This window comes from Streptosporangium sp. NPDC002721 (assembly GCF_042888905.1).
In the GTDB taxonomy this organism is placed as follows: Bacteria; Actinomycetota; Actinomycetes; order Streptosporangiales; family Streptosporangiaceae; genus Streptosporangium.
Genome location: NZ_JBIAQI010000025.1, coordinates 66,054 through 84,353 on the forward strand (window position 1 = coordinate 66,054; position 18,300 = coordinate 84,353).

Genomic DNA, 18,300 nt, shown 5'->3' on the forward strand with positions numbered 1-18,300 from the left:
CATGATGAGGAGAAGCCCGTGAGCAAGACACCACCCACCAGATATCTGATAACGGGCGGCAGCGGATTCATCGGCTCGCACCTGGCCGACGCCCTGCTCGCCCGCGACGACTCGGTCGTCGTCCTGGACAACCTCTCGACGGGACGGCTGGAGAACCTCCGGCCGCACCCGAACCTTCGCTTCGTGCACGGTTCGGTCCTGGACGAGCTCATGGTCGACGAGCTGGTCCACCGGTGCGACGTCGTCGTCCACCTGGCGGCCGCGGTCGGCGTCAAGCTGATCGTCGAGCAGCCGCTGCGGTCCCTGACGACCAACATCCGGGGTTCGGAGATCGTCATCGAGGCCGCGCACCGGTACCGGAAGAAGATCCTGATCACCAGCACGAGCGAGATCTACGGCAAGAACTCCTCGGGCGCGCTGCGCGAGGACGCCGACCGCGTCCTGGGCAGTACCGCCGTGGTCCGCTGGGCCTACAGCACCGCGAAGGCCGTCGACGAGATCCTCGCCAACGCCTACCACAAGGAGCGCGGCCTGCCGACGATCATCGTCCGGCTGTTCAACACGGTGGGCCCGCGGCAGAGCCCGAGCTACGGCATGGTCATCCCGAGCCTCGTCCGGCAGGCGCTCTCGGCCGTCCCGCTGACCGTGTTCGGCGACGGGACCCAGACCCGCTGCTTCGCGCACGTCGCGGACGTCGTCGACGCGCTGCTCAAGCTGCTCGACGAGGACGCGGCGGTCGGGGAGACCTTCAACATCGGTTCCGGCGACGAGGTGAGCATCATGGAGCTGGCGAAGCTCATCATCGAGTTCACCGGGTCCACCTCCGGGATCGACCTCATCCCCTACTCCGAGGCCTACGAGCGGGGGTTCGAGGACATGACCCGCAGGGTTCCCGACACCGCGAAGCTCCGCGCGCTCACCGGCTGGGTCCCGCGGCGCAGCCTCGACGAGATCCTCACCGAGATCATCAGGGAGGCCTCCGGGGAACCGGCGGCGTCCACCCCGTGAGCGGGACCATCGCCCTCGCCTCGGGAGCGGCCTGCGCGCTCAGCGCCACGGCCGTCGTGCCGCTGAGGCGGCTCGCGGTCCGCTGGAACCTCACCGACGACCCCGGCGGGCACAAGGTGCACGCCCGCCCGACCCCGTACGTCGGCGGCATCGCGATCGTGACGGGCACCGTCGTGCCCACCCTGGTCGCCCTCGGTCTCGCCGACCTGCAGATCACCGCGATCCTCCTCGCCGCGGCCGCGGTGTCCGTCCTCGGCCTGATCGACGACATCGCCCCGCTGCGGGCGGTCACCAGGCTGGCCGTGGAGACCGTGGTGGCGATCGGGGTGGTGCTCTCCGGTGTCCAGGCGACCGTGACCGGGACGTGGCTGGACGGCGTCCTCACGGTGGTGTGGATCGTCGTGATGACGAATTCCTTCAACCTGCTGGACAACATGGACGGCGCGCTGGGGACCGTCACCGCCGTCACCGCCGCCCTCCTCGCGGCCACCGCCCTGGCGCAGGGCCACACCGCGCTCGCGCTGCTCCTGTGCGCGCTCACCTGCGCCTGCCTGGGGTTCCTGCCGTACAACTGGGAGCCCGCGAGAGTGTTCATGGGCGACTCCGGATCGCTGTTCATCGGATTCACGCTGGCCTGCTCGGCGGCCGTCCTGTCCGGCGGGCGCTCTCCGGACGCGACGGTCGCCGGGCTGTTCCTGCCGACCTTCCTGGCGACCCTCGACACCTGCGTGGTCTTCGTCTCCCGCATGCTGGCGGGCCGCTCGCCGCTGCAGGGCGGCACCGACCACGTGTCCCACCGGCTGCGCCGGGCCGGCCTGGGCGTCCGCGCGGTCGCGGCGGCGCTCGGCGCGATCGCGGCGATCTCCGGCGCCCTCTGCCTGGCGATGGTCCTGGACCGGGTCTCCCCGCTCGTCGCGACGGCCGCGGCCTGCGCGATCGCCGTCGTGCTCACCTGTCTGCTGCGGGACGGGCGCGGGCGCCCGCGCATACCGGCCCTCTCCTCCGAACCTCTCCCGAAGATCCGCGAAAGGCGGCACTGACATGGAACTCCTCTATTACACGCGGCTCGCGCGCAGGAACTGGGCGTTCATCCTGCTGGCGCTGGTCCTGGCGGTGGGCGCGTCGGCCGCCGTCACGGCCGGCACGCCGCCGAAGTACATCGCGACGATCTCCATGCTGGTCTCCGGCCACGACAGGGAGGGAAGCCTGTCCACCGCCTACCAGGCGGGGATGCTGTCGGCGCAGCGGGTGCAGTCGTACGCGACCCTTCTCTCCAGCCGGCGGGTGGTCGCCCAGATCACCGGGGAGGACGACGTGGAGCGCGTGCAGGCGAACATCACCGCGGAGGCCGTCCCCGGCACCGTGCTGCTGCGCGCCACGGTCGGCGATACCGACCCCTCGCGGGCCGCCGCCCTGGCCAACGACCTGGGCGAGCGCTTCGCCGAGCTCATCGACCAGATCGAACGGCCCACCCCCTCCAGCCGGCCCATCGTGAAGGTCACGCTGGTGGACCGGGCGGAGACGCCCACGACACCGGTCAGTCCCAGGCCGGTGGTCAACCTGGCGATGGCCCTGCTGATCGCGGCGATCCTCGCCATGGCCGTCGTCGTCGTCCGTGACCGCCTGGACACCACCGTCAAGTCGACGGAGGCCCTGCAGCAGGCGTCGGGCGGCTCGGCCCTGGGAGTCATCGGCTACGAGCGGGACGCGCGGCGCCATCCCCTGATCGTGCGCAACCAGGGCCGGTCGTCCCGGTCCGAGGCGTTCCGCACGCTCCGCACCAACCTGCAGTTCATCGGCGTCGACCGGCAGCCGAAGTCGCTCGTGGTCACCAGCTGCCTGCCGGGCGAGGGGAAGTCCTCGGTCTCCGCCAACCTGGCGATCACCCTCGCCCAGGCCGGATGGCGGGTCATGCTGGTGGACGGCGACCTGCGCCGCCCGAGCATCCCCAACTACCTCGGCATCGAGGGGACGACGGGCCTGACGGACGTGCTCATCAGCAGGGCGCAGCTGAAGGAGGTCATCCAGGTCTGGGGCGAGCCGGGCATGTCGGTCCTGCCGAGCGGGCAGATCCCGCCGAACCCGAGCGAGCTGCTCGGCTCCGGCGGGATGCGCGAGGTGCTGGCCCAGCTGACCGAGACGTACGACATGGTGATCATCGACGCGCCGCCGCTGCTGCCGGTGACCGACGCCGCGACGCTCGGCGCGCTCTGCGACGGCGTTCTCCTCGTCAGCCGTCACGGCAAGACCCGGCGGGAGCACATGGCGCGCGCCACCGAGCTGCTGGCGTCGGTCAACGCCCGCGTGGTGGGGACCGTCCTGAACTTCGTCCCGCTCAGGGACAGCACGTACTTCGGTTACGGATACGGCTACGGGTACGGCTACGAGTCCAAGGAGCCCAAGCGGCCCAAGAAGTCCGAGCCGGCCGTCAAGCATCCCGTGGGTGTGTGAGCAGCCGGAACGCGACGTCGAGCGCCCCGGCGATGCTCCGCCCGGCCGCCCGGTAGGCCCGCCGGGACCCCCGGTAGGGGTCGGCGATGTCGGGCTCGTCCACCCGCACCAGCCCGCGCAGGGCCCGCGCCTCGTCGACCAGGGCGCGGGCCCTGCACACGGGGTCGCGGTGCCGGATCACCCTCTCCGGCGGCACGGCCCGCGCCAGCGTGCCGAACTCGGCGATGGTGAAGGTCCGGGTGGCCGCCGCGAGATGCAGGGCCACCGAATGCGCCCGGTGCCGGCTCGCGGCCGTCAGCACCAGGTCCGCCTCGGCCACCAGCGCGGGGACGAGGAGGCGGGAGCCGAAGCCCTCGGGGTCCCCGCCGAGCCGTACCAGCGTCCGCACGGCGTGCCGGTCCATCTCCAGACCCGGCCGGGCGTGGGTGCCCGCGCTGGTCACCTGGAGCGCCGGGCACGGCCCGAGCGCCGAGCGGGTCAGCCGCTCGGCGAGCGGGGAACGGCAGATGTTGCCCGTGCACACGAACAGGATGCGGAAGCGGACGCCCTCCCGGGGCACCTTCCCCATGTCCCTCCAGCAGCGTGAACCGCAGCCCTCGTGTCCGGGCGGGGCGTCCCCCCCGTTTCCGGGATCCGCGCCGTCTTCACCGGTCACGAGGCTGTGTGCGCTCCGAGCGGTCCACGGCGAAGCCCTCATGACGGGAGACTAGATCGCCTCCGGTCCGTCAACGTCCCCGGCGCACCGCTCTTTGCCCTTTTATACCGATGCACGCGACAAACCGTACGGTGAGATCCGTCCCCGTCAAGGGGCGCACCCCCGGGAGTCCTCGACGACGTGGGTCCGCTGCGGCCGGACGAGCGGCTGCACGGGAACCAGCGGCCGGCCGCCCGAGGCGACCTCGGTGAGGTCGAACCGCAGGGACCTCGACTGCCCGGGGGCGAGTTCCAGCATGGTCGAGTAGACGGGGTGGGACCGCTCGGTCTCGCGCACGACCGCCACCCGGTCGCCGTCGAGCCTGGCGGCGGTCACCTTCGCGCCGAGCCCGCCGTACAGCGACACCCACAGCAGGTTGGAACCGGGGGTGTGGTGGCTCCTGGCGGAGTCGAGCCTGCCGGTGACGTAGGAGGGCAGCGTCCCTCTCGGGACGTCGTTGGTGAGCCGGACCCGTACGGTCGAGGAGCGCAGGCCGTCCCGGCAGGGGCCCAGCTCGTAGTCGAGGGAGCGTGCCAGGTAGTAGTCGAGTTTGCCGCCGGCGGAGTTGTTGACCACCAGCCCGGCGAACGGTCCCGGCCCCGACGGCAGCACGCCGCCGACCGGGGTTCGCGCCAGGAGTCGCTGCTCGGCCTCGTGACGGCTCCAGACCTGGAGCCGCCGGTCGCCCACCATGGCGGTCAGCACGGGCAGCGCCGCGGCGGGATCGGCGAGGAACGCGGGCAGCGCCTCGCTCACGGCGCGGGCGACCTCGATGAGGAACCGCTTGCGCGCCACGGGGTCGGTGTAGCGGGCGTAGGCCACCCGCTCGGTGAGGTCGACCACGTTGCCCGGGGTCACCTTCTCCCCGCCGGGCAGGGTGACCGGGCCGGTCAGCCGCAGCAGGTGGGAGAGCCCGACCGGGTCGACGGCGATGGCGCCGTCGAGCCGGGTGCGGGCCTGCCGCTCCCACAGCCCGGTCCAGATGGCCGCGGCGTACGGGAAGTGCGGGGAGAGGTTGGAGATCGACAGCATCCTGGCCGCACTCGGCCCGTAGCGCCCGCGGAAGTCCCGGCCGTGGTCGGCGACGGGTACGGGGCTGGCGGCGAGACCGTCGTTGGGAGCCAGCCGCTCGACGACGACCCGGCCGTGGTCGGTCCTCAGGATGCCGAAGGCTCCCACCAGGCCCCCGGTGCCCCGCGCCTCGGCGTTGGTCTGGAAGGCCAGGAAGTAGCGGCGCGGGCCGTCGCCGCCCAGCATCGCGGGGAGCAGCGCGGCGGCGGTCGCCGCGTCGCCCAGCGCGGCGCGCAGCCGGTCGACCTCGCGCAGCGCCGTGTCGCGCGCCCGGTCCAGCCGGTCCACGCCGGTGTGCGCGGGAGCGGCCGCCAGCCGGGCACTCACCCGTGCGAGCCGGGCGATACCGTCGTCGAGGATCGGCGCCGCCGTCTCCGCGACGGCGAGCAGCCGTCTCGGGCCGCCCGGCGGGGGCGTGCCCGGAGAGTGCGTGCCGGCCGCGATGAACGCCGCGCCGGCCCGCTGGACGCCGTCCAGCACGTCGGTCAGCTCCGCGGCCCCCTCGGCCAGCGCCCGGACGGTCGTCGCGGCGTCTCCCAGCACCGGGGCGTGGGCGAGCACCGACCAGTCCGCGCCGGCGGTCAGCCGCCGCGCCTCGGCCGCGTGCCTCCGCGCCTCGGCGAGCGGTCCGGCCACGAGGTCCGGTTCACCGGCGCTCACCGCGGCGCGCAGCCGGAGCAGCGCGTTCTCGGTCGCCTCCAGGTGATCCCGCACGCTCAGGCCGAGATGGGCGGACCAGCCGCCGGCCGGTACGGCGACGGCGGCGGCCAGCAGGCAGACCATGACGACGCGGCGGCGCGCGCCAGGCGGCACCGAGGTTCGCCCTCCCGGCCGCACCGAAGGGTCACCTTCCGGTGCCGCCGAAGGGTGACCCCCCGGCGGCACCGGAAGATCGCCCCTAGGCGGCACCGGAGGATCGACGGCGCCGCGAGATCAGGATGCCCGCGGCCCCGGCGGCCAGCAGGCCACCGCCCACCGCGGCCACGACCGTCAGGGGCGATCCGGTGAAGGGCAGCCTGCCGGCGTCGCTCGCCTCCGCCGACGCTCCGCGGACGCACCCCTCGGCGCCGTCCTCGCAGCCGTCGCCGCAGTCGCCGTCGTCGCCGCACCCTCTGAAGCCGACGCCGTCACCGTCGCCGAAGCCGTCGCCGCCGTCCCTGTCGGACTCGGCGTCGGCGATGAGGCGCGCGAGGCTCGCGACCGCGAGGGCGAGGGACTCCGCGGCGGAGGCGAGGCGCGCGGCGGCCTTGGCGATCTCCTCGGCCTCGGCGGCCGTCCGCGCGGCACCGGTGGCCACCACCGCGGCGGCGGGGTCGGCCGACGCCGCGAGAACCGCGAGGCCACCGGCCTCGCTGGCGATGTCCCCGGCCCTGGAAGCGATCTCCCTGGCCCTCTTGACGATCTCCCTGGCCCTGGCCGCGATCTTCTCGGCCCTGGCGGCGAGCGACGCGGCGTAGGAGCCGTTCCCCTCGGGGGCGGTGCGGACCTCCACGCCGGAGGCGACCAGCCGGGCCGCGGAGACGAGCCTCGCGGCGGCGGGGGCGACCCCCAGGGCGGCGGGCGCGACCCGCGCCGCGCCGGCCGCGCTGGCTTCGCCGTCCTGTGCGGCGCGCAGCTCGGCCCTCGCCGAGGCGATGGAGGACAGCTGAGGACCGAAGTCGGCTCCTCCCACGACACCGGCGATGGCCTCCACGGCGGTGGCGACGGCCTCCGCGTCTCCGGCGACGGCACCGGCCTCGGCGGCGACGCCCTCCGCGTCGTCGAGGACGTCCTGCGCATCGGCGGAGAGGCGCGAGGCGGCGAAAGCGAAGTTGACGTTCGGCGGATACGGGGTGATCGCCGATACGCGGGAACCGGTCTCAGCGGCTGCCACACCGCTGATCCCCATCCCCGCCCCGCTCCCGGCCATCACCGCGAGAAGGATCGGCATAATGAACTTTCTAGCCATTTCGGGCTCCTCATGGCGAATACGTCAAACCAGGAACAGGCGCTTGGCACACAAACGACATGCCTCCGGAACCCGTTATATTTTCCCGCCGAAAGGCTCGATCGCCCGACGCACCCTCCTTGCCAAAAGATCACCGGGTATTCTCTGATCGTTTATGGTGGCGGGACGGCGCACCCCCGCCGGAGGGCCGGCATCACGGGGCGGCCTCAGCCCGGTAGACGGACCTCGGCCGACCGCCTCTCACCCCGCCGATCCCACACGGGGCGAACTCACGGGGCCGCCTCGACCCGGTAGACGGGGCCCGACAGGCTGAGCGCGTACAACTCGCCGTCGTGGTCCTGGCCGAAGGACGACAGCTGCTCCACCGTGCCCAGGTCGTCACCCCGTCCCTTTCCACCGGGAGGCGCGGCCTTGACCCAGCCCGCGCAGAAGTCGCCGTAGACGAACCGTCCCTCCAGCCCGGGGATCTTCTTGCCCCGGTAGACGTATCCGGCGATGACCGAGCAGTTGCCGCCCTCGCCCAGCGGATACTCGATGACCGGGTCCACCGTGCCGTCACCGTCGCCGCCCCTGAACGGGTGGGCGCCCTCCCTGCGGTTCCAGCCGTAGTTGCGGCCTCCCTCGCCCTTCGGCTCGAAGTCGACCTCCTCCCAGGCGTTCTGGCCGACGTCGCCGATCCACATGTCGCCGGTCCTCGCGTCGAAGGTGAACCGCCAGGGGTTGCGCAGGCCGTACGACCAGATCTCCGGCTTGGCGCCCTGCCTGCCGACGAACGGGTTGTCGCGGGGGACCTCGTACGGGGTGCCGCGCGGGTCGATCCTGAGGATCTTGCCGAGCCAGGTGTCCAGCTTCTGGCCGTTGCCCTGCGGGTCTCCCCCGCTGCCGCCGTCGCCGAGCGCGATGTAGAGGTGGCCGTCGGGCCCGAAGGCGAGCTGCCCGCCGTTGTGGTTGGCGTACGGCTGCCGCTGGGTCAGCACGTCCCTGCGGCCGGTCGCCCTGCCGCCGGAGAAGGCCCATTCGGTGACGTGCGTGTGCCCCTCGCGGTCGGTCCAATCGAGGTAGAGGAAGTCCCCGTCGGGGTGGAAGGCCACCCCGAGCAACCCCTGCTCGTTGCCCGTGCTGATCTCCCGGGAGAGGTCGACGACGGGCGCCTCGGCGACCTTCCCGTCCTTCACCGCGCGCAGCCGTCCCGTCTGCTCGGCGATGTAGAGCGTCGGGTCGTCCTTGCGCAGGGCCATCGCCACCGGCATGTCGAGCTGGGCGAACTCGGTGAAGCGGACCTTCGGGGCGGCGTCCGTCGTCCCCTCCCCCGCGGGTTCGCGCGAGGCCGTGGGCGAGGCGGATCCGGGGCTTTCCGTGGTCCCGGTGCTCCCGGTGGCTCCTGCGGTCTCGGTGGTCCCGGTCGAGGAGCAGGCGACCAGCGCCGCGCTCAGCAGGGCCAGGCCCCATCCTGTCCGGAATCCTGCCCGGCGGGAGTTCGGCACGGTTCTCAGCCTCCTGTTGTTCGTCACCTGCGTCAGATGATCACCTGTACGCCCCCGGCACCCCGAAGGTTCCGGCCGCGCCGGGTGGTTCCCGTACGCCCCTGCCCTCCCCGAGCCGCCCGCCCCCATTCTCCCCGGTCGCATCTCCCGTCGCTCGTCGCATACACCTGCCCCGCCCCGCCGTGCCCGTCACCGTCCCCTCCGCGCCGTCCCTAGACTGCAGGTATGCCAACCGCACTGATCACGGGGGCGACGGCCGGCATCGGTGCCGCCTTCGCCCGCCGCCTGGCCGCCGACGGGTTCTCGCTCGTCCTGGTCGCCCGCGACGAGAAGCGCCTCGTCTCCGTCGCAGAGGAACTGCGCCTGCGGTACGGGGTGAGCAGCGAGGTGCTCGCCGCCGACCTGGTGACCGACGAGGGCCTGGAGGCGGTGGAGCGGCGGCTCGGCGAGGGGGTCGACCTGCTGGTCAACAACGCGGGGTTCGGCCACCAGGGTCACTTCCTCGACGTGCCCGCCGAGGAGGAGCTGCGGATGCTCAAGCTGCACTGCGAGGCGGTGCTGCGGCTCACGATGGCCGCGTTGCCGGGGATGCGGGAGCGCGACCGGGGCGCGGTGATCAATGTCGCGTCGGTGGCGGCGTTCTTCCCCCGGGGCTCCTACAGCGCGTCCAAGGCGTGGGTGGTCAGCTTCAGCGAGTCCACGGCCGTCGAGATGGCCGGCAGCCGCGTGCGGGTCATGGCCCTGTGCCCGGGGTTCGTGCACACCGAGTTCCACCAGCGCGCCTCGATGGACAAGTCGGGCATCCCCGAGTTCTTCTGGCTGTCGGCGGACAACGTCGCCCGCGAGGCCATGCGCGACCTGGCCCGGGGCGTGCGGGTGAGCGTCCCCGACCTGCGTTACAAGGTCATCGTGAGGGTCGGCAAGTTGCTCCCCATCAGCCTGATCGGCCGGTTCTCGCGCCGCCTCGCCCGCCGCTGAGGGAGAGCCGCCTGAGGGATCCCGGCCGCCCCCTGCCGACGAAGACGACAAAGAAAGACGGAAGGGCCCGCGCCACGGGAGGGGGTCGTGGCGCGGGCCCTTCCAGCCTGCGGTGTCGGTCGGGACGGGCCTCGCGGCCCGCTCGGTGAAGCGGCCCGCTCGACGAACCGGACGCGGGCGACGGCCCGCGCGGCGGATCAGACGCGGGCGTTGGCCTCGTGGCCGATCGCCAGGCCCGAGACCGGGTCGAAGAAGTGCAGGTTGTGGGTGTCGACGATCAGCTCGATGTTCTGGCCGGGACGGACGTGGCTGCGGGAGTTGACGCGGGCGGTCCACAGCGACTTGTCGCCCACCAGCGGCAGCGTCGCGTCCTCCTCGCCGTCGTCGGCGGCGGCGGCCACGGTGTCCTGGTGCTGGACCGGCGGGGCGTCGATCAGGAACAGCACGTTGATCTCGGAGCCCAGCTCCTCGGTGACCTCGGCCTTGACCGGCAGGCGGACCCAGCCGGAGGAGGAGCCGTTGGCGGCGACCGAGTCGTCGAAGTCGGAGGGGCGGATGCCCAGGATGATCTTCTTGCCGAAGTACTGGTCGAGGCCGCGCTTCTCGGCGAGGGTCTCGGCCGGGACCGGCAGCTTGAAGCCCGCGAACGCGACGGCGGCGCCGCCCTCGCCGCGCACCAGCTCGGCGTTGACGAAGTTCATCGACGGGGAGCCCATGAAGCCCGCGACGAACAGGTTGACCGGCTTGTCGAAGAGGTTCTGCGGGGTGTCGACCTGCTGGAGCAGGCCGTCGCGCAGCACGCAGACGCGGTCGCCAAGGGTCATGGCCTCGACCTGGTCGTGGGTGACGTAGACCGTCGTCACGCCCAGGCGCTCGTGCAGGGTGTTGAGGGAGGCGCGCATGGAGACGCGGAGCTTGGCGTCCAGGTTGGACAGCGGCTCGTCCATGAGGAAGGCCTGCGGCTCGCGCACGATCGCGCGGCCCATCGCGACACGCTGGCGCTGGCCACCGGAGAGGGCGGCGGGCTTGCGCTTGAGGTACTGGTCCAGGCCGAGCATCTTGGCGGCCTCGCCGACGCGCTTGGCGATCTCCGCCTTGGGCATCTTGCGGAGCTTCAGACCGAAGGCGAGGTTCTCCTCGACGGTCATGTGCGGGTAGAGCGCGTAGTTCTGGAAGACCATGGCGATGTCGCGGTCCTTCGGGGGCAGGTGGTTGACCACCCGGTCGCCGATGGAGATCTCGCCGCCGCTGATGTCCTCGAGCCCGGCGATCATCCGCAGGGCGGTGGACTTGCCACATCCGGACGGCCCGACCAGCACCATGAACTCCCCGTCCTTGATCTCAAGGTCGAGGCCGTTCACGGCTTTGACGCCGCCCGCGTAGATCTTGTCGACTTTGCTGAGAACAATGGATGCCATGGAAGTCCTTGTCGCCTCGGGCCAACCCCGCGTTCACCCGATATTGGATACGTTTTCATGCATCTCATCGGAAACGGACATCCATGTCAAGAGTCTTCCTGATTCCGGCCTGTCAGCAGGACAGTTGCCGTCGGCCGACACTGGATTGAGCACGGAAATCATGATGGAATCGTTTCCATGAATACGCGTCGTACGACGATCAAGGATGTCGCCGGGGCGGCCGGGGTGGGGGTCGCGACGGTGTCCCGGGTCCTGTCGGGCGGGTCGGCCAGCCCGGAGACCAGGGAGCGGGTGCTGACCGTCGCCGCCCAGCTCGACTACCGGCCCAGCGCGCTCGGGCGCAACCTGCGCCAGCGGCGCTCGGGCGGGATCGGGCTGCTGCTGCCCGACATCACCGACACCTTCTACGGCCGGGTGGCCGACGGCGTGCTCGCCTGCGCGCGCTCGGCGGGCGAGCCGGTGATCGTGGGCGCGACCGGCGACGACCCCGAGAGCGAGGCCGAGCTGATCGGCACGCTGCTGGAGCAGGGCGTCGACCGGGTGATCGCGGTCCCCTCGGGCGACGGCGACAGCTGGGCGCCGACGCTGCGGGCCGGGGTGGTCACGGTGTTCGCGCACCGGGTCGCGGCCGGGCGCGACGACATCCCGGCGGTGGTGGCCGACGACCGCGCGGGGGTGAGGACCGCGGTCGACTACCTGACGGGGCTGGGACACCGGCGCATCGCCTATCTGGGCGGCCCGGGGCAGGAACAGCGCCTGTCGGTCTTCAGGCAGGCGCTGGGGCCCCTCGTCGACGAGGAGCTGATCGTCGTCGCCCGGGGCAGCCGCGACTCCGCGTACGCCGCCGCGGCCGGGCTCTTCCAGCACCGGCCCGACCTGACGGCCGTGCTGGCCGGGGGCAACCTGCTGGGCGAGGCGGCCGTGCTGGCGGCGCGGGAGCTGGACCTGCGCATCCCCAGGGACCTGTCCATGATCATGTTTGACGACGTGCCCTGGGCCGAGCTGTGCTCGCCGCCGCTGACGGTGATCGCCCAGCCGGCCAGGGACATCGGCTACCGCGCCGCCGAGCTGGTGTTGCGCGGCGGCGCCAGGAGGCCCCGGGGCGTGCTGCTGCCCACCGAGCTGATCGTCAGGGGCAGCTGCGCGGCTAGAGGGACTTCTCGATCGCCGCGATGAGGGCGGGGTCGTCGGGCTGGACGGTCGGCCGGAACCTGGCCAGCACCTCCCCGTCCTTCGAGACGAGGAACTTCTCGAAGTTCCACTTGACGTCACCGGCCTCGCCCTCGGCGTCGGGCGCGGCGGTCAGCGCGTCGTACAGGGGGTGCCTGCCGTCGCCGTTGACCTCGGTCTTGGCCAGCAGCGGGAAGTCGACGCCATAGGTGGTGGAGCAGAACTCCTGGATCTCCTCGGCACTGCCCGGCTCCTGGCCGTAGAACTGGTTGCACGGCACGCCGACGACGGTGAAACCCCGGTCGCCGTAGGTCCGCTGGAGGTCGACGAGCCCCGCGTACTGGGGGGTGAGGCCGCACTTGGAGGCGACGTTCACGACGAGGACGGCCCGGTCCCCGGCAAGCTCGGCCAGGGTGGTGGGCGCGTCGGAAAGAGTGTGAATGGCGATATCACGGATTCCCATGAGCCGCACCCTATTCCCCTTGTCACATTTGGGAGTTATGCCGTCCAAAAAGTGAAATGTGACTGAGGCCACAGGTGAGACGACGCTCCCCTCACCAATGCTTTGATCATCCTCTTACCGATCTTTGACAGGACTCCTGACAGACGCTGTCGACTCGCCCGGCGCCGCGTCGCCCGGCATCGTGTCGGCCGTCCCCCGTCACCGAAGCACAAGGGAGTCCCATGTCGACGCTCCGCCGTACCGGTGTGCTGGCGATCACCTCGATGCTCGCCCTCGGCACCACCACCACGGTCGCCCAGGCGTCCTCGGCAAGACCGGGCAACCAGGCCGTCGCCAGGCCGATGGTGTCCGCGCACGGCTGGAACAGCGCCCAGTTCAACTGCCTCAGCAGGCTCTGGACCAGGGAGAGCAACTGGAACCACCGCGCCCACAACCGCTCGTCGGGCGCGTACGGCATCCCGCAGGCGCTGCCCGGCGGCAAGATGGCCAGCGCCGGGCGCGACTGGCGCACCAACCCCAGGACGCAGATCCGGTGGGGGCTCGGCTACATCAAGAGCCGCTACGGCTCACCGTGCCGGGCGTGGACGCACTTCACGACGCGGGGCTGGTACTGATCAGGAGACGGTGCGCTGAAACCCCATGGCAGGGTGATTTTCACACCGTCTCCCGGCATGGGTGATTCGCCGGTCGTAACCGCCCCTTCGCCGAACCACCCGTAGATCCCGAAGATCGGGCAAACTCCTTTCCTTCGCGTGTCCGATCCACCGTCCGGCGCGCTCTCGCGTACTAGAAAGCCGCCTAGAGAGATCGCCGCGGCGTCTCATGCCGGAAACAGGCCGGAGAGACCACGCGGACGTTCCCCGTCCGAGCCACGGGCGCCGGATCGTCGGACGCCGGGGGCACCACGTGCCCTCCCGCGCCTTCCGCACGCGGCCCGAGGACAAGGATCCATGTGAACAGCTACCGCGTTCTGCGCAACACCGTCATGACCGTGCTCACCGCCTCGGCGATGGTCGGTCCACCGACGGTGGGACAGGCTGAAAGCGCCTCCGAGACGTCCAGGAAAGGGACGTCGAGGACGGTGTACCGCCTCACCTGGGCCACCCAGGTGAAGCCGAGGGTGAAAGCGGTCGCGAGGACCGCCAAGGGCAGGAACAAGACGATCGCCTATCGTCTCGTGTCCCGCCGAGCGTGGCCGCACAGCCAGTTCCGCTGCCTGGACAGTCTCTGGACCAGGGAGAGCAACTGGAACCACCGTGCGTACAACCGCTCATCGGGTGCGTACGGCATCCCGCAGGCGCTGCCCGGCTCGAAGATGGGCGGCAGCGGCAGGGACTGGCGTTACAACCCGAGCACGCAGATCCACTGGGGTCTGCGTTACATCAAGAGCCGCTACGGGTCACCGTGCGGCGCGTGGGGTCATTTCCAGGCGAGCAACTGGTACTGACCCGCGGAGAGTGTCCAGGGGAAGGGAGCACTCTCCCGGCGCCCGGGGCTTCAGGCCCCGGGCGCCGACCCCCCTCAGGGCAGGTCGAGGGCGCTCAGGCCCAGCAGGAGGGCCTGCCGGTCACGGGTGGTCAGACTCTCGTACGGCCGCGCGGCGCGACGGTTCGTCTCCACCTCGATCCGGTCGCGGGCGGGCCCCGGGGGCAGGGCGATGATCTGCGCCGCGGTGAGGCCCTCCCCCCTCCAGGCGTCGGCGTGCGCGTCTGCGCGGTGGTAGCGCAGCACGGCCAGCCGGTTGAACAGCAGCACGCCCGGCGGGGTCCCCGCCGGCTCGTGGGGCGGCGAGGCCTGGGCGAAGGCCGCGCCACCGCCGTCGGCACCGGCCTCCAGGAGCCTGCCCGCGAGATCCGCCAGCTCGGGCAGCCGGTCGGCCTGGGCCGCCCACAGCTCGCCGGTCACCGCCGCGTGCGCCTCGTACAGGGAGGCGATGAAGGACAGCGCGGTCGCGGTGGCGCGCAGCGTGCCGTCGCCGCCGGCGACGAGGGTGCCCTGGGTGATCTGTACGTCGATCTCCGACCGGTTGAAAGGGTTGTAGCGGTAGAGGGCGGCCAGCCCCTCGGCGGTGAGCGGCCTGGCGGGGAGCACGAATCGGAGATCGACCAGCAGGTCCGTCTGGAGGCCGGACCGCTCGGTGAGCTCCCGGCTGAGTGGCCTGCTCGCGATGTGAACGCCGAGGTTGACCGCGTCGATCAGTGAGGCGATCGACGCCGCGTAGCCGGGCAGATCATCGAAGCGTGACATGCTGCGATATCTTGCCGCATTTTTTACCTTCCGAACCTTCCCAGAACGAAGGCGATGGCTCCGGTCACGGCGGCGAGGGTACCGAGCCAGGCGATGAGGGCGTCGACCCGGTTGTCGAGGGGACGCTCCCCGTGCAGGGCCTCCTGGGCGCGCCGGTAGCGGATGCCCGTGTGCGTCAGCAGCAGGACGGCGCAGAACACGGCCGGGACGAAGGGGATGATCGCCACCGCGGGCGTTCCGGCGCGCAGGGCCACCCCCGCGCCGGCCAGGCTGGTCACGGCCAGCATGGCGGTGGTACGGACCCAGGCCAGGCGGGTCCGCTCGCTCTGCAGGCCCGCGTCCCACAGCCGGTTCACCGCGGGCTCACCGGGACAGCAGGATGAGGACGAGGGCGAGCACGGCGACCGCCGCCACGCCGTACCCGAACAGGGGCGCGAGAGCGGGGGGCGGGAGCGGGGCGGAGCTGCGCAGGGCGCGCTGGACCCGGCGCCAGCGGGGGTAGGCCATCGCGGCCGCCAGGGCGGACAGCGACACCAGGACCACCGCGAGCACGGTGCGCATCCACGGGACGAAGACGTCGGCGGAGACGGCGGCCATGGCCACGCCGCCCGCGCTCAGCGCGAGCGACGTGCTCAACCAGGTCAGGTAGGTGCGTTCGTTGGCAAGGGTGAACCGGGGGTCGGGCTCGTTGTCCGGAGAGTTCATGAACTGTCCTGGGTCTTCATGGAAATAACGGTATTTCAACCACATTTCCCCTAGAGAACCCGGGATTTCCGGAGGTGCCGACGGGCACCCCCGGACGGTCCCGTGCGGCGGCGCGACGGCCGCCGCCGGGGGGCCGGACTAGCCGCAGGCGTTGGTCAGCTGCTGGACCCACTGCACCGAGTCGGTGGCCACCTTCTGGGCGGCGTCGACCGCGCTGTTGGCGTCGGTGACGTTGAAGCCCTGCAGGGTGCCCGAGACGCCCTCGGCGGCCTCCTTCAACGAGGTGTTGGCCGCCTTGTCGGCCAGGTCGCCCAGCTTGGCGCCGCCGTCCTGCAGTGCCTTCTCCATCGCGGCGGGGTCGTCGAGCAGCCCGGAGACCTTGGCGGCGGTCTCGGTGACGATGCCCGCGGCCTGCACGCACTGCTGCGCCTTGTCGATGCCCTGGCTCACCTCCTGGATCTCGGAGCAGCCGGTGGTGATGAGCGCGGCGGCCAGCACAGAGGCGGCGAGGACGGGAATTCGTCGCTGAAGGGGTCGCATGCCCAGACCCTACCCAACGGGCAGCCGCCACAGGCGCCGCCGTACCGGCTCGTTACCCGCCGTTCCGCTCGCGGGCCGGAACGGCGGGAGAGCCGGGAGAGCCGGTGCAGCCGGGACGCGGGCGCGGCGCGGGACGGCCCGGAAACCGGGGGACGGACGGGCGGCGGAACCCGAACGCGGGGAGGGGGCGAAACCGGGACTCCCCACTGGTCGTACGATCTCTGTAGTCACACGAGGGGGAAACCATGACGACCTGTGAGCACATCCTTGAGGCCCAGGATCCGAAGCCGCGCACGCCCGAGGGGTGCGAGGAGTGCCTGGCCGACGGCGGCCGCTGGGTCCACCTGCGCAGGTGCCTGGCCTGCGGGCACATCGGCTGCTGCGACTCCTCACCCGGCAAGCACGCCACCGCCCACTTCCACCAGACCTCCGACCCGGTCGTCGCCTCGTTCGAGCCGGGCGAGGACTGGCGCTGGTGCTACGTGGACAACGTCATCGGCTAGTCGCGCTCCAGGGTGGCCTCCTCGAAGTCGATCTCGTGGAGGACCCTGCGGAGCACCTCGTCGTCGATGCGCCGCTCGTCGCGGAGGCGTACGAACACGTCGCGCTCCACCGTCAGCATCTCCCGGCGCAGCCGCCGGTAGACGTTGCTGGGCGTCTCCTCCCCCTCCTGCCCCGTGCCGCCGCCCAGGCGCTCCCAGGCGGTGAGCGTACGGCGCTCGGAGCGGGTCCTGAGCTGGTCGACGACCTCCCGGTGGACCTCGTCGACGCCCTCGGCCACCAGCTCGTCCAGCCGGGCCAGCGAGGCCGTGGCGGCCGCCTGCTGCGCGGCCGCCTCCGCCAGGTTGTCGGTGTAGATCTCCTGCTCGTTGGAGACCTTCAGCCTGCGGATCAGCGCCGGGAACGTGAGGCCCTGGACCAGGAGGGTGCCGATCACCACCGAGAAGGTGAGGAAGAGGAGCAGGTCACGGCCGGGGAAGGTCTCCGGGATGGCGAAGGCCGCGGCCAGGGAGACCACGCCGCGCATGCCCGCCCAGCTCACGATGGTCACGTTCTGCCAGGTCGGCGCGTGGGTCTCGGTCCTGCGGACCTTCTTCGACAGCATCCGGGGCAGGTAGATGCTGGGCACGACCCAGACCACCCTGGCGACCACCGCGGCGGCGAAGACCGCCAGCGCCATCCCGGCGAGCTTCCACCCGTCGCCCCACTCCAGCCCGCGCATGATCGGCCACATCTGCAGGCCGATCAGCGCGAAGACGATCGTCTCCAGGAAGAAGTCGAGGACCTTCCACACCGCGTCGGACAGCAGCCGGGTGCCGAAGGCCGCCTTGGGCATGCGGTGGCCGATGTAGAGGCCGACGATCACCACGACGATCACGCCGGAGACGTGCACGCTCTCGGCCGCCAGGTAGACGGCGAACGGGATGAGCAGCATGACGGTGTTCTCGACGAGCGCGTCACGCAGCCGCACCAGCACCCAGGCCAGGACCCAGGCGAGCGCGAGGCCCATCACCACGCCGCCCGCCGCGGAGCGGACGAAGTCGAGGGCGGCGGCCTGCCAGGTGATGCCCTGCCCGACCGCGGCCGCGATGGCCACCCGGTAGGCGGTGAGCGCGGTGGCGTCGTTGAACAGGCTCTCCCCCACCAGGATGGTGACCACCTTGCGGGGCAGCCCGAGCCTGCGGGCCACGGCGACGGCGGCGACCGCGTCGGGCGGGGCCACGATCGCGCCCAGCGCGAACGCGGCGGCCAGCGGCAGCTGAGGCAGGAGCAGGTGGGTCACCCACCCGATGACCAGCGTGGTGAACAGCACCAGGCCGACCGAGAGCAGCGCCACCGGCCTGCGGAAGTCCTTGAGCCTCAGGTAGGAGCTGTCGATCGCCGCCGAGTAGAGCAGCGGGGGCAGGAAGACCAGCAGGACCAGCTGGGGGTCGAGCTCGTAGGTGGGGACGAACGGCGACAGCACCACCCCGGCGAGCACCAGCAGCAGCGGCGCGGGCCACCCCTTGTGCCTGGCGACCGCGGCCACCGCGATCGCGACGACCGAAACGGCCAGCATCTGCAGCACCGTCGACTCGTCCACGCCACCCCGCCCGATAGGGATCGATCAACTTACCCGCCCC

Annotated in this window: 19 protein-coding genes; 8 read left to right on the top strand and 11 right to left on the bottom strand. The window is 71.7% G+C overall.

The window, feature by feature from the left end:
• Positions 1 to 18 precede the first annotated feature (18 nt).
• The 3 genes from ACFYWM_RS31890 to ACFYWM_RS31900 are packed head-to-tail and all read left to right on the top strand — an operon-like array spanning position 19 to position 3,459.
• Complete coding sequence (locus tag ACFYWM_RS31890) at positions 19 to 1,008, top strand: NAD-dependent epimerase/dehydratase family protein (RefSeq protein WP_389921247.1); 990 nt, start codon at positions 19 to 21, stop codon at positions 1,006 to 1,008.
• On the top strand, positions 1,005 to 2,048 hold the full coding sequence (locus tag ACFYWM_RS31895; protein WP_389921249.1) for an MraY family glycosyltransferase: 1,044 nt from the start codon (positions 1,005 to 1,007) through the stop codon (positions 2,046 to 2,048). Before ACFYWM_RS31890 ends, ACFYWM_RS31895 begins: the two co-directional genes overlap by 4 nt.
• 1 nt (position 2,049) lies before the next feature.
• The gene (locus ACFYWM_RS31900; protein WP_389921252.1) at positions 2,050 to 3,459 is read left to right on the top strand and encodes a polysaccharide biosynthesis tyrosine autokinase; all 1,410 of its coding nucleotides are present in this window, start codon (positions 2,050 to 2,052) and stop codon (positions 3,457 to 3,459) included.
• On the opposite strand, the gene ACFYWM_RS31905 is transcribed toward ACFYWM_RS31900, so the two are convergent.
• The 4 genes from ACFYWM_RS31905 to ACFYWM_RS31920 form a co-directional block, all read right to left on the bottom strand.
• Entirely contained in the window at positions 3,437 to 4,027 is a 591-nt protein-coding gene (locus ACFYWM_RS31905; RefSeq protein ID WP_389921255.1) for a hypothetical protein, read from the bottom strand. The two genes, ACFYWM_RS31900 and ACFYWM_RS31905, sit on opposite strands and share 23 nt — an antisense overlap.
• 234 nt (positions 4,028 to 4,261) lie before the next feature.
• Positions 4,262 to 6,037 (bottom strand): DUF4012 domain-containing protein, encoded by a 1,776-nt coding sequence (locus tag ACFYWM_RS31910; RefSeq protein WP_389921257.1) that lies wholly within the window; start codon positions 6,035 to 6,037, stop codon positions 4,262 to 4,264.
• Between the two features lie 85 nt (positions 6,038 to 6,122).
• Positions 6,123 to 7,172 carry a hypothetical protein gene (locus tag ACFYWM_RS31915; protein WP_389921260.1) on the bottom strand — a complete coding sequence of 350 codons (1,050 nt, stop codon included), beginning with the start codon at positions 7,170 to 7,172 and terminating at the stop codon, positions 6,123 to 6,125.
• Positions 7,173 to 7,441: 269 nt separating this feature from the next.
• Positions 7,442 to 8,683 carry a PQQ-dependent sugar dehydrogenase gene (locus ACFYWM_RS31920; RefSeq protein WP_389921262.1) on the bottom strand — a complete coding sequence of 414 codons (1,242 nt, stop codon included), beginning with the start codon at positions 8,681 to 8,683 and terminating at the stop codon, positions 7,442 to 7,444.
• Between the two features lie 198 nt (positions 8,684 to 8,881).
• Here ACFYWM_RS31920 and ACFYWM_RS31925 point away from each other — a divergent pair, with 198 nt between their 5' ends.
• The gene (locus tag ACFYWM_RS31925; RefSeq protein WP_389921266.1) at positions 8,882 to 9,634 is read left to right on the top strand and encodes an SDR family NAD(P)-dependent oxidoreductase; all 753 of its coding nucleotides are present in this window, start codon (positions 8,882 to 8,884) and stop codon (positions 9,632 to 9,634) included.
• Positions 9,635 to 9,831: 197 nt separating this feature from the next.
• Here the strand turns inward: ACFYWM_RS31925 and ACFYWM_RS31930 are convergent, their stop codons facing one another.
• Complete coding sequence (locus ACFYWM_RS31930) at positions 9,832 to 11,052, bottom strand: ABC transporter ATP-binding protein (protein ID WP_389921268.1); 1,221 nt, start codon at positions 11,050 to 11,052, stop codon at positions 9,832 to 9,834.
• Between the two features lie 177 nt (positions 11,053 to 11,229).
• Here ACFYWM_RS31930 and ACFYWM_RS31935 point away from each other — a divergent pair, with 177 nt between their 5' ends.
• Positions 11,230 to 12,228, top strand: coding sequence for a LacI family DNA-binding transcriptional regulator (locus tag ACFYWM_RS31935; protein ID WP_389921270.1), 999 nt, complete (start codon positions 11,230 to 11,232; stop codon positions 12,226 to 12,228).
• Here the strand turns inward: ACFYWM_RS31935 and ACFYWM_RS31940 are convergent.
• Positions 12,200 to 12,685: a glutathione peroxidase gene (locus ACFYWM_RS31940; RefSeq protein WP_389921273.1), complete on the bottom strand. Its 486-nt coding sequence runs from the start codon at positions 12,683 to 12,685 to the stop codon at positions 12,200 to 12,202. The genes ACFYWM_RS31935 and ACFYWM_RS31940 overlap by 29 nt on opposite strands.
• 221 nt (positions 12,686 to 12,906) lie before the next feature.
• Between ACFYWM_RS31940 and ACFYWM_RS31945 the strand changes: the two genes are divergently transcribed.
• The gene (locus ACFYWM_RS31945) at positions 12,907 to 13,299 is read left to right on the top strand and encodes a lytic transglycosylase domain-containing protein (protein ID WP_389921276.1); all 393 of its coding nucleotides are present in this window, start codon (positions 12,907 to 12,909) and stop codon (positions 13,297 to 13,299) included.
• A 338-nt stretch (positions 13,300 to 13,637) separates the two neighbouring features.
• A complete protein-coding gene (locus ACFYWM_RS31950; RefSeq protein ID WP_389921278.1) occupies positions 13,638 to 14,132 on the top strand; it encodes a transglycosylase SLT domain-containing protein in 495 nt (164 codons plus the stop codon).
• 74 nt (positions 14,133 to 14,206) lie between these two features.
• On the opposite strand, the gene ACFYWM_RS31955 is transcribed toward ACFYWM_RS31950, so the two are convergent.
• The 4 genes from ACFYWM_RS31955 to ACFYWM_RS31970 form a co-directional block, all read right to left on the bottom strand.
• Positions 14,207 to 14,932, bottom strand: coding sequence for a hypothetical protein (locus ACFYWM_RS31955; protein WP_389921281.1), 726 nt, complete (start codon positions 14,930 to 14,932; stop codon positions 14,207 to 14,209).
• A 23-nt stretch (positions 14,933 to 14,955) separates the two neighbouring features.
• Positions 14,956 to 15,288: a DUF202 domain-containing protein gene (locus ACFYWM_RS31960; protein WP_389921284.1), complete on the bottom strand. Its 333-nt coding sequence runs from the start codon at positions 15,286 to 15,288 to the stop codon at positions 14,956 to 14,958.
• Positions 15,289 to 15,295: 7 nt separating this feature from the next.
• Positions 15,296 to 15,637 (bottom strand): YidH family protein, encoded by a 342-nt coding sequence (locus ACFYWM_RS31965; protein ID WP_389921285.1) that lies wholly within the window; start codon positions 15,635 to 15,637, stop codon positions 15,296 to 15,298.
• A 138-nt stretch (positions 15,638 to 15,775) separates the two neighbouring features.
• Positions 15,776 to 16,177, bottom strand: coding sequence for a hypothetical protein (locus ACFYWM_RS31970; RefSeq protein WP_389921288.1), 402 nt, complete (start codon positions 16,175 to 16,177; stop codon positions 15,776 to 15,778).
• Positions 16,178 to 16,422: 245 nt separating this feature from the next.
• Between ACFYWM_RS31970 and ACFYWM_RS31975 the strand changes: the two genes are divergently transcribed.
• Entirely contained in the window at positions 16,423 to 16,680 is a 258-nt protein-coding gene (locus ACFYWM_RS31975; protein WP_389921289.1) for a ubiquitin carboxyl-terminal hydrolase 14, read from the top strand.
• Here ACFYWM_RS31975 and ACFYWM_RS31980 read toward each other — a convergent pair.
• A complete protein-coding gene (locus ACFYWM_RS31980; protein ID WP_389921291.1) occupies positions 16,677 to 18,260 on the bottom strand; it encodes a Na+/H+ antiporter in 1,584 nt (527 codons plus the stop codon). The genes ACFYWM_RS31975 and ACFYWM_RS31980 overlap by 4 nt on opposite strands.
• Positions 18,261 to 18,300: the final 40 nt, after the last annotated feature.